Source organism: Raineya sp. (assembly GCF_053497555.1).
Map to the genome: position 1 here is coordinate 68,525 of NZ_JBRCWE010000006.1, position 10,430 is coordinate 78,954.

A 10,430-nucleotide genomic window follows, 5' to 3' on the forward strand; every position below is an offset into this window, starting at 1 on the left:
TATGCTTACATAAAAGCCTGTTTGATTTCGGCTTGAAATTCATCAATAAACTGCTCCACAGCTTTTGAGCCCAAATCGCCTTGTCCGTGTTTGCGAACAGCTACACTGAAACTTTCTTGCTCTTTTTCGCCTACCACAAGCATATAAGGGATTTTTTTCACTTCTGCATCACGAATTTTGCGTTGCACTTTTTCGTCTCTATCATCTACAAAGCCACGAATATCTTTTTCGGCTAAAATTTGTAAAACTTTGTGAGCATATTCATTGAAACGCTCCGAAATAGGCAAAATAGCAATTTGTTCGGGGGCAAGCCACAAAGGGAAGTTACCGCCACAATGTTCGGTAAGTACCGCTATAAAACGCTCCAAAGAGCCGAAAGGAGCTCGGTGAATCATTACAGGGCGGTGTTTTTGGTTATCTGCTCCAATGTATTCCAAATTGAACCTTTGGGGAAGTTGATAATCTACTTGCACGGTTCCAAGTTGCCATTTTCTGCCCAAGGCATCTTTTACCATAAAATCCAGTTTGGGTCCGTAAAAAGCCGCTTCACCATAGGCTACTACGGTTTGCAAGCCTTTTTCTTGGGCTACCGCCTGAATATCTGCTTCGGCTTTATCCCAATCTTCTTCTCTACCAATGTACTTTTCTCTTTCGGTTTGGTGGCGAAGCGAAATTTGAGCTGTATATTCGGTAAAGCCCAAAGACTTGAACACGTACAGCACCAAGTCAATTACTTTGCCAAACTCTTCTCGTACCTGTTCAGGCGTGCAGAATATATGAGCATCGTCTTGTGTGAAGCCCCTTACGCGTGTAAGTCCGTGAAGCTCACCACTCTGCTCGTAGCGATACACCGTACCAAACTCAGCAAGGCGTAAGGGCAATTCTTTGTAAGAACGAGGTTTAGATTTGTAAATTTCGCAATGATGCGGGCAGTTCATCGGTTTGAGCATAAATAGCTCATCTTCTTCGGGAGTATGTATGGGCTGAAACGAGTCGGCACCGTATTTTTCCCAATGTCCCGAAGTTTCATACAATTTTTTACTGCCAATATGCGGCGTAACCACAGGCGAGTAGCCTGCTTTCATTTGGGCTTTACGCAAAAATTGCTCCAAACGCTCACGCAAGAGCGTACCTTTGGGAAGCCACAAAGGCAACCCTTTCCCTACATTATCCGAAAAAGTAAAGAGTTCAAGTTCTTGTCCTAATTTGCGGTGGTCGCGTTTTTTGGCTTCTTCCAAAACCTGCAAATACTCTTTCAGCTCTTTTTCTTGCGGGAAAGTTATCGCATAGACACGTGTAAGTTGCTTGCGGTCAGTTTTTCCGAGCCAGTAAGCCCCTGCCACGTTCATCAGTTTTACGGCTTTGATAAAACCTGTATTGGGAATATGCGGACCGCGACACAAATCTACAAAATTGCCTTGTTGATAAAAGGTAATTTCGCCGTCATTGAGGCGTTCCAAGAGTTCCAACTTGTACTCGTCGCCTTTTTTGGCGAAATAGTCAATGGCATCGGCTTTGGAAATTTCCATACGTTTGTATTCGTTTTTTTGCCGAGCCAACTCCAACATTTTAGCTTCAATTTTGGCGAAATCGTCTTGGGAAAGTATTTTATCGCCTGTATCAATATCGTAATAAAAGCCGTTTTCAATCGCTGGACCAATGCCAAACTTGGTACCCGGATACAAAGCCTCAATCGCTTCAGCCATTAAGTGTGCCGAAGAATGCCAGAAAGTAGCTTTTCCTTCTGCATCTTTCCAAGTCAGCAGTTGCAAGGTGGCATCAGTTTGGATAGGTAATGTGGCATCTTGCACTTTATCATTTACTTTGGCAGAAAGAACATTTCGGGCAAGCCCTTCACTAATGCTTTGAGCTATTTCAAGAGCGGTAATGCCTTTGTTGTACTCACGAATAGCCCCATCGGGAAAGGTAATTTTGATTTTTTCCATAGTAAAAAAGTTTTTCCCAAACGTTACAAATGTTTGGGTCTGCAAAGGTAGGAATTTTTTAGGCAAGTTTGCAAATTGTTCAGGATTGGCAACTGATAATTTTTTTTCTTAACAAAAACTTAATATTTCTGCTCTGAGGTTGGCACTTGATTTGCGTAATGGTATGCAGTTATCTAATTATGTTCAACTCTAAATTCAAAATTGTATGAAAAAAGTATTTCTCTCCCTCACCCTGTTTTTGGTAGGCACTTTGGCAATGGCTCAATCCATTGTAGGAAAGTACGAACAAGATGCTATCAACTTACCCAAAGAATTGGGACACAGCGAAAATGATGTGGTAATTACTCGCGACCCACAGGCTTCTAAAAAAATTTGGGTAGCCAATCTCATTCCCAATCAAAAGTTTTATGCTATTCTTGATGTAAAAACCGAAGACGGGGCAGTTTATACCGTACCCAAGCAGAAAGTTGGCAATTATCAAATCAATTTGGGTTGTATTGTTTATGATGAAGAAGATAAGAAAATAGCTATTTCCTTGAACAATAAAAACGATTGTGCTGATAGATTTGATAATATCAGCATTGGTAAAAACGGAAGCGTAAAAGGGGGAGGCGTGGAGATTGGTCCCAAAGGCACCGTAAAAGGTGGTGGTGTAGATATTAAGGACGGAGACATCAAAGTAGATATGAAAACCATTATGGCGGGTGTAAGCTACATTGGGCATAAAGAAAACTAAAACCTATTCTTTCAAGTTGAAAAGGCGAAATTTGGTAATTTCGCCTTTTATTTTTTACATTTGCCATAGAGAGTTTGGCAGAGCAAAAGGTATGATTTGCTCAATCAAGTACTAAGCCTAATCATTCTAAATGAATTTTGGTAGCTATGACATTCAACGAATATTTGGCTCGTTTAGCAGGTTTGAATGACCCTGTAACTTATGCCATTCCTCTTTTTGTACTCCTAATCCTTGTAGAGCTATTTCTTGATAGCAAAGAAAGACTGCAAATCTATCACCCCAAAGAGGCTTGGGCATCTATTGCAATGGGAGCAGGCTCGGTAGTTATCAATCTTTTTACAAAATTTGTTTATTTTGTGGCTTTCACCTACCTCTATGAAAATTTTTCTTTGTGGCAATTGGGTTTTGAGTGGTGGGTGTGGCTGATAGCTTTTTTTGCAGATGACTTTTCATTTTACTGGCATCATAGATTGAGCCACCAAATTCGCCTTCTTTGGGCGGCTCACTCCAATCATCATTCTTCACAAGATTACAATTTAGCCATAGCCCTACGGCAAAGTTGGAGCGAGGGCTTTTACAAATTCTTGTTTTACGCTTGGATGCCCCTTGTAGGAATTCCTCCCCTAATGGTTTTCACAATGATTTCCATTAGCCTGATTTATCAGTTTTTTCTGCATACGCAAATGGTAAGGAAATTAGGCTTTTTGGAATATTTTTTGAACACTCCTTCACATCACAGGGTGCATCACGGCGTAAATCCGCAATATTTGGATAAAAATCACGGGGGAGTGCTAATTATATGGGATAAAATTTTCGGAACATTTGAGCCAGAGCAAGAGAAAGTAGTGTATGGAATGACTAAAAACATTCATACACACAATCCCTTTCTCATAGCGATAGCAGAATTTCAAAATATTACCAAAGACTTGAAAAAAACAACAAGTTTTACCAATAAACTCAAATATTTGTTTTTTCCACCCGGCTGGAGCCACGATGGCTCATCAAAAACAACCAAAGAGTTGCAAAACTCGTCTATCAAATGAATATTTTTTCAAAACCCAATTTCAAAGCATTTTGAGAGCCAAGATTTTTCTTGAAGCGTATCAGTCCTGCATTGGCTTTGCCATTTTCGGTAGAAATGCCTAAATCTAAAATCTCAAAAGATTGCTCTTTGCAGAAATCTACCAAACCCTTCGTCAGGAGTACCATAGGGCTGTATGATAAAAATGACGCATTATCGGCGGGATAAAAATTGTAAAAAATCTTTCTGCTCACCTCTACGCCTACGGTAAGTGCGGCGATTTCGGTTGTTTTTTTTACTACAAAAACCAAATATTTTTCAGGAAAAGTTGCAACGGTTTCATAAAAATCGGCTTCATTCATTGTAAGTGGAAAGTTTCTACGCTTGCGGGCTTCGGCAATGAAAGTAAAAACCAGTTTCCAATCGGGATTTTGCCACCATTCTACCCCAAACCCCGCTTTCAAGGCTTTATGCAAGCGTCTTTTTTCAGAATTGTGCAAATTTTCTTCAAATGGCTGACTTAGCTTAATATATTGCGTGAGTTCTTGGCTTTGTATAGAAAATCCATTTTGCAAAAGTATTTGCGTAAGCAGGTGAGAGCTACTTTCGGCATAGCTGAACGGATACTGCCTGAGGTGCAATTTTTTTAGTTGTAGCTCTTGCCTGCAAAAATCAGTCAGGAAATTAACAAAATGATGCAAAATTTCATAAGAAAGGCTCGGACAAAACGCTATTCCACCAAAAGACATTCGCCAAGGGCTGTACCCTTCTTTTTCGTGCAAAAAAAGATTGCAACGAATGAGAATTTTACGGCTTTGCTCTGCCCAAAAAACCCAAATATTTGGGTTTTTCTGCAAAAATAAATGTTGATTTGTATTGAAAAGAAAAGGCTCGTAAGTTTCTTGCAAAGCCAAATGAGCAAACTCTGCAAGAGGCAAAGCCCCAAAAGTAATGCTTCTATTCGTTTTCATAACGCATTACCGAAACTACATCATAGCCTTTCAGTTTTTCTCTGCCGTTCAGAAAGGCGAGTTCTATCAGAAAAGATACTTGTACAATCGTACCACCTGCTTTTTCAATGAGCGAGCAAGCGGCTTGAGCCGTACCACCTGTGGCAAGTAGGTCATCGTGCAAAAGCACTTTTTCGCCTTTCAGGATAGCATCTTGGTGCATTTCGAGGGTGTCTTCGCCGTATTCAAGCATGTAAGAAGCAGAATACACTTGGGCAGGCAATTTTTTAGGCTTTCGGATAGGTACAAAACCCGCATTGAGCCTTTGGGCAAGAAGCGAACCAAATACAAAACCTCTGGATTCAATACCTGCTACTTTTTGTACCCCCAAGTTTTTGGCGAAATTATAAAGCATTTCAGTAGCAATTTGGAAGGCTTCGGGGTCTTTGAGCAAAGTGGTTATATCTTTGAAAACAATCCCTTTCTTCGGAAAATCAGGAACACTGCGGATAAAATCTTGTAGGTTCATTGCGAAAATAGTACAATTTGGCTAAACTAACAAGCTACAAATTTACGCCAAAAATCGTTTTAAGCCAAATTTTCCTTGAAGTGATAAAAGCTCTTGCTTTGAGCAAACAACTTTTTCCTTTCTAATTCGTTTTTGAAAGAAAAATTCTCTTGGCTTTGGCTAAATTTCATTAAATTGCAAGTCTGATTGTAGAAAATTTGACCTGAATGGAAAAAAGCACTTTTATTTTCCCTCATTCACCTGCCTGGATACTGATGTGCGTGCTTGCGGGGCTTGTGTATGCGGGTATTTTGTACTACAAGGAAAGTTTTTTTGAGTCTAAAATTCGTTATTTTTTAGCTTTTCTGCGTTTTGCGGCGGTATCAGTAATTGCCTTTTTGCTTTTAGCACCTGTAATTCGTACGGTTCGCAACGACAGAGAAAAACCGATTATCGCTTTGGCTCTGGACAATTCGCTTTCGGTGGCTCTTGCCGAAGATAGTACCCAACGTCAAAAATGGCTTTCTGCATTGCAGAAAATCCAAAAAAACTTAGAAAACGAAGGATTTGAAACATCTTTACATACTTTTGAGGAAAATGCAGAATGGCAAAACCTGAAATTTAAGGCACAAAGCAGTAATCTGGGCAAATTACTTGAAAACGTAGCAATCGCCCACGAAAACCGCAATCTGGACAAAGTAATTTTGCTTTCAGACGGCATACACAATCAAGGTACTTCTCCTGAATTCTTAAATTTCCGCTTTCCTGTGTATGCAGTAGGAGTAGGAGATACCACACCTCGCAAAGATATAGCAGTTCAGGCTGTTTTTTTCAACAAAATTGCCTACTTGGGCAATAAATTCCCGATTGTAGCAGAAATTAAAAATAGCGGCTTTGAGGAAAGAAATGTAGCGGTTTCCCTTTTGCAAAATGGAAATACCATTGCCTCGCAAAATATCCGCCTGCGAAAAGATAATATCAGCGAAGTAGATTTTTTGGTACAGGCAAGTCAGAAGGGCATTCAGCGATATACGGTAGCTGTGGAACTTTTAGAAGGCGAATACAACCGTACCAATAACCAACGTGATGCCCTCGTTGAAGTAATAGATGGCAAAGAAAAAATTTTACTTCTTGCCTCTTCGCCTCACCCCGACATCAAGGCTTTGCGAAGTATTATTGAAAAAAATGAGAACTACACCTTTGAAGTAGTGGTGGCAGGAGTTCAGCAACCCAAAGAACCCAACTACGACCTCATCATTGCTTACCAAGTACCCGACTACTCGGGAGCAGTGAATAGCGTTTTGGAAAACTATCAGAAAAAAGGTACACCTATTTTCTACATTCTGGGAGCAAACTCCGATTTGAATAAATTTTCGCAAAATAACCCCGTGCTAACCTTGCGAGGGCGTTCGGCAGATGTAGATGAGATTTTCCCTCATTTCAACGCAACCTTTGCCAAATTTAATTTTGATAGCGAAAAACTGCGTTTGCTTGCCAAAATGCCCCCTCTACAAGTGCCTTATGGCGAATACAGCCTCAAAACGGGTGCGGAAGTGCTTCTGTTTCAGATGCTCGGTAGGCTTCAAACACAGAAACCTTTGCTGGCTCTGCAAATGAACAAACAAAACAAATCGGCAGTGCTGGCAGGCGAAGGTTTGTGGCAATGGCGTTTGGCAGAATATGAACTCACCGACCGCAACGAAGTGGTTGATGATATTATTCTGAAAGTAGTGCAGTTTCTTTCGTCAAAAGAAGATAAACGCAAGTTTCGCATTTATACCACCCAAAACGAATATCTGGACTACGAAACCGTTGTTTTTGAAGCAGAAGCCTACAATGAACTCTACGAAAAAATATCTGATGTAAAAGTAAGTTTGAGTTTGCAAGACGAAAAAGGAAAACTCTACAACTACACTTTTACCATTACAGGCGGCATTACTAAATTTGAAATCAACAATTTGCCTAAAGGCATCTACAAATACACCGCAACCGCCGATGTATTAGGTAAAACAGAAAAAGCATCAGGCGAATTTGTTATCAAAGATTTACAACTGGAAACGCTTTCTACCACTGCCGATTTTGATTTGTTGCGAAAAGTAGCCCAAAACTCACAAGGCAAGTTTTTCAAAATCACTCAGTTGGAAAGTTTGGAAAAAGATATTTTGCAAAATAAAAAACCCGATTTACTACACTCATCAGAAGAGTTATTGGAAATTATACATCTGAAATGGCTCTTTTTCTTGATTTTGGCTCTTGTGAGTGTAGAGTGGCTTGTAAGAAAGTTTTTGGGTAGTTATTAGGGATAAATCAGAACTCAAATACCTTCAAAATATGCGAGTGCTAATTGTAGATGATGATGAAGACATTTTGCTTGCGGCAAAAATGTTTCTCAAAAAACATTGCAAGGAAGTAGTGATTGAGAGCAATCCTAAAAAAATTCCTTTTTTGCTCAATCAAGCAAGTTATGATGTAATACTCTTGGATATGAACTTCACCGAAGACACTACTTCGGGTAAAGAAGGTTTTTTTTGGCTGGAAAAAATTTTGGAGCAAAACCCCAAAGCCGTAGTAGTAATGATTACGGCGTATGGAGATGTGGAAATGGCTGTGAAGGCTCTCAAACTGGGAGCTACCGATTTTGTGCTAAAACCTTGGCAAAATGAAAAATTGCTTGCTACGGTGCTTTCGGCGGCAAAGCTCAGCAATTCTTACAAGCAGGTAGAAAGTTTGCAAAAAACCAATCAGCATTTGGTAGAAACATTGAGCGGAGGCGAAATTATCGGAGAAAGCAAAGCCATTCAGCAGGTTTTGGCTATGATTGAAAGAGTTGCCAAAACTGATGCCAATGTGCTGATTTTAGGCGAAAATGGCACGGGCAAAGAACTTATCGCAAAGGCTATTCATCGCCATTCCTTACGAGCCAAAGAGGCTTTCGTGAGTGTAGATATGGGAGCTATTAGTGAAAATTTGTTTGAAAGCGAGCTGTTCGGACATAAAAAAGGGGCTTTTACCGATGCCAAAGAAGACCGCACAGGACGCTTTGAGCTTGCCCAAAAAGGTACGCTTTTTCTTGATGAAATTGGCAATTTGCCTCTCACCCATCAGGCGAAGTTGCTGGCTGTTCTGCAAAATCGTCAGATTACCCCCGTAGGAAGCAATAAAGTAATTCCCATTGATATTCGTTTGATTTGTGCCACTAATCTGAACATTCACCAAGCGGTAGCCGAAGGCAATTTCAGGCAAGATTTGCTCTATCGTATCAATACCGTAGAAATTCATCTGCCACCTTTGCGTGAGCGTGCAGGCGATATTCCTATTTTGGCAAGGCATTTTTTACAAAAATATGCCAAAAAATATCATCGCCCTACGCCCCGACTATCCGCAGAAGCTACTGCCTTTCTGGAAAGTTATCCTTTTCCCGGAAATGTCCGAGAGTTAGAACACGCTTTGGAAAGAGCCTTGATAATGAGCGATAGCGAACTGCTTTCCCCTGATGATTTTTTCTTTCTGAAAACAACCAAAACTGCCTTCAGTAGCCCTCTTACCACTTCCACACTCAATTTAGATGATGTTGAAAAGGATATGATACAAAAGGCTTTGGATAAATACAACGGAAATATTTCCAAAGCCGCCAAAGAACTCGGACTTACACGAGCCTCTCTGTATCGGAGGCTGGAAAAATATGGCTTGTAAGTTGAAATTGCAAACTTATTTGCTCGCCAACTTGTTTGATAAATAAAAAAGCGTAATTGTTTAGGTCTAATTGTAGTATAGAGAGAGGAGACAGGAAACAAGATGCAGGAAACAGGATTTCAGAAAATAGATGTCGGACAGAAAAAAATGAGAAGCTCTTAAAGGCTTGAACATCAAACCCTGAACCTTTTGAACGTAAATAATTACAAAAAAACTATGCAAACCGAAGAAGCCATTATCAATCGTGTAGCCCAAAGTGGTATAGTTACCATAGATTTAGCCGATTTTTACGAAAAAGGTGAAAGAGTAGTGTTTGATGTAGCTTCTACGCTGTATCAGGGGCTAATTTTAAGAGAAAAAGAGTTTAGGCAATTTCTCAAAGAACACCCTTGGCAAAACTATGCAGGCAAAAATGTAGCTATCATTTGCTCTGCTGATGCCATTGTGCCTATGTGGGCATATATGCTGGTGGCAGTGCATCTGGAAGGGGTTGCCAATCATTTTATTTTTGGCTCTCTGCAAGAGCTGGAAATAGAGCTTTTCAGAAAAAATCTTGCTAAAATTAATTTGTCGGAACTGGAAGGGAAAAGAGTGGTTATCAAAGGTTGTGGCGAAATTCCTATTCCAGCGTATGCCTATGTAGAAATTACTCGTTTGCTCAAACCTTTGGTACAAAGTTTGATGTTTGGAGAGCCGTGTAGCACCGTGCCCATTTACAAGAAAAAGTAAAATTACGTGAATTATAAGTCTAACTTATTGTTTTCAAGGGATTTAAATAAAAAAACTTAGGGTAATTGAAAAAATGATTAACTTTGAGTTGTACTTTTTAAATATTTAATCATATGAGTCAATTACCTCTAAGTCCGCTAAAATTAGTTGAAATTTTCGTAAGTGTAGATGATTTTTTGAAAAATTTTTCGCCTGCTCTACAAAAATATCTTGTGGGGGAGGATAAATGGTCAAAACGAGCAATGAACAAAAGCGAAGTGATGAGTATTCTGATATACTTTCATCTATCAGGTTTTAGGAACTTCAAAAGCTACTACAATGTGGCAATAAAAGTTTTTTTTCGGAGTTATTTTCGCACACTTTACCCTTATGAACATTTTGTAAGTTTGCAATCTTCTTTATCTTTGGAGTTATATGCCTACTTGAACCTTTGTTGTTTAGGCAAGTGTGATAAAGCCAATTACATAGACAGCACGAGTTTAGAGGTTTGTCATATTAAGCGAAGCAAAGTGCATAAAGTATTCAAAGGGCTTGCCCAGAAGGGTAAGAACAGTATGGGCTTCTTTTTTGGTTTCAAATTACACTTGATTTGTAATCAAAGAGGCGAAATTGTGCGAATACTACTTACTTCGGGCAATAAAGCGGATAATAATGAGAAGGTGCTTATGGAACTATTGTCAGGACTGGAAGGGAATTTTTACGGAGATAAAGGCTATATCACCCAACTCAAACCCTATTTTCAGGAAAAAAAAGTAAAGTTGATTACCAAAGTTCGCAAAAATATGAAACCTGAAAAGTTGAGCCAACAAGAGCAATACTTCCTCGCTAAAAGAGGTTTAATTGAAGC

The 10,430-nt window shown here is 39.6% G+C and carries 9 protein-coding genes; 6 read left to right on the forward strand and 3 right to left on the reverse strand.

The annotated features are described in order from the left end of the window. Positions 1-5: 5 nt before the first annotated feature. Positions 6-1,946, reverse strand: coding sequence for a threonine--tRNA ligase (gene thrS / locus ACWITO_RS00810; protein ID WP_448528107.1), 1,941 nt, complete (start codon positions 1,944-1,946; stop codon positions 6-8). 205 nt (positions 1,947-2,151) lie between these two features. Here thrS and ACWITO_RS00815 point away from each other — a divergent pair, with 205 nt between their 5' ends. Beyond that, positions 2,152-2,682: a hypothetical protein gene (locus ACWITO_RS00815; RefSeq protein WP_448528108.1), complete on the forward strand. Its 531-nt coding sequence runs from the start codon at positions 2,152-2,154 to the stop codon at positions 2,680-2,682. Positions 2,683-2,828: 146 nt separating this feature from the next. After that, positions 2,829-3,725, forward strand: a complete 897-nt coding sequence (locus ACWITO_RS00820; RefSeq protein ID WP_448528109.1) for a sterol desaturase family protein — start codon at positions 2,829-2,831, stop codon at positions 3,723-3,725. Here ACWITO_RS00820 and ACWITO_RS00825 read toward each other — a convergent pair. Continuing rightward, on the reverse strand, positions 3,718-4,674 hold the full coding sequence (locus tag ACWITO_RS00825; RefSeq protein WP_448528110.1) for a hypothetical protein: 957 nt from the start codon (positions 4,672-4,674) through the stop codon (positions 3,718-3,720). The two genes, ACWITO_RS00820 and ACWITO_RS00825, sit on opposite strands and share 8 nt — an antisense overlap. Next, complete coding sequence (locus ACWITO_RS00830; protein WP_448528111.1) at positions 4,661-5,182, reverse strand: adenine phosphoribosyltransferase; 522 nt, start codon at positions 5,180-5,182, stop codon at positions 4,661-4,663. The genes ACWITO_RS00825 and ACWITO_RS00830 overlap by 14 nt, the downstream gene beginning before the upstream one ends. Positions 5,183-5,388: 206 nt before the next feature. On the opposite strand from ACWITO_RS00830, the gene ACWITO_RS00835 reads away from it, so the two are divergent. The 4 genes from ACWITO_RS00835 to ACWITO_RS00850 form a co-directional block, all read left to right on the forward strand. Continuing rightward, positions 5,389-7,461, forward strand: a complete 2,073-nt coding sequence (locus ACWITO_RS00835; protein ID WP_448528112.1) for a VWA domain-containing protein — start codon at positions 5,389-5,391, stop codon at positions 7,459-7,461. 31 nt (positions 7,462-7,492) lie between these two features. Then, the gene (locus ACWITO_RS00840; RefSeq protein WP_448528113.1) at positions 7,493-8,854 is read left to right on the forward strand and encodes a sigma-54-dependent transcriptional regulator; all 1,362 of its coding nucleotides are present in this window, start codon (positions 7,493-7,495) and stop codon (positions 8,852-8,854) included. A 216-nt stretch (positions 8,855-9,070) separates the two neighbouring features. Then, positions 9,071-9,583: a DUF2480 family protein gene (locus ACWITO_RS00845; protein ID WP_448528114.1), complete on the forward strand. Its 513-nt coding sequence runs from the start codon at positions 9,071-9,073 to the stop codon at positions 9,581-9,583. 113 nt (positions 9,584-9,696) lie between these two features. Further along, positions 9,697-10,430 (forward strand): IS982 family transposase (locus ACWITO_RS00850; protein ID WP_448528115.1); only part of this gene is annotated, 734 nt, incomplete at its 3' end.